The sequence below is a fragment of the Hymenobacter persicinus genome (genome assembly GCF_004167665.1).
GTDB classification, from domain to species: Bacteria; Bacteroidota; Bacteroidia; order Cytophagales; family Hymenobacteraceae; genus Hymenobacter; species Hymenobacter persicinus.
In genome coordinates, this window is the sequence record NZ_SEWE01000101.1 from 1 (window position 1) to 443 (window position 443).

General features: G+C 68.2%; 1 protein-coding gene. It reads right to left on the reverse strand.

Annotated features, from left to right (window positions below; genetic code table 11):
* Window positions 1–443, reverse strand: a 443-nt coding sequence (locus EWM57_RS21310; protein ID WP_165370602.1) for a hypothetical protein, incomplete at both ends; no start/stop codon positions are given.

A 443-nucleotide genomic window follows, 5' to 3' on the forward strand; every position in this document is an offset into this window, starting at 1 on the left:
TTCAGCAGGGCTTCGGCCGAGAGGGTGTAGGTACCCGTGGTGGGCACCCCTACCGCCAGCGGCACCAGCGTCGTGGCGTTGCGCACGGGCAGGCCGTTGACGGCCAGGCTCGTGCCCGCCGCCAGCGAGGACAGGTTCAGCCCCGTCGTGTTGGAGAGCTTAGCCGCGTCGTAGTGGTCGTCCACGCCGTCGGTGGCGCCGTCCTCGAAGTAAACGTAGGCCGGGTCGTGCACGCCCTGGGCCGAGACCAGATCCAGCTGCACGCTCGGCCGCAGGTCGGCCGTGGTGCGGTTGAAGCTTGGGTTCTGGTAGTCGGTGGCGCGCCAGGCATTCAGGAAGCTGAACGCGGCCACGGGCTGGGAGACGCGCACAAAGAAGCCCTGCATCGAGCCGATCAGGCCGCCGGGCAAGGTGCCGAAGCCGTTCTGGTAGAACTGGTAGGA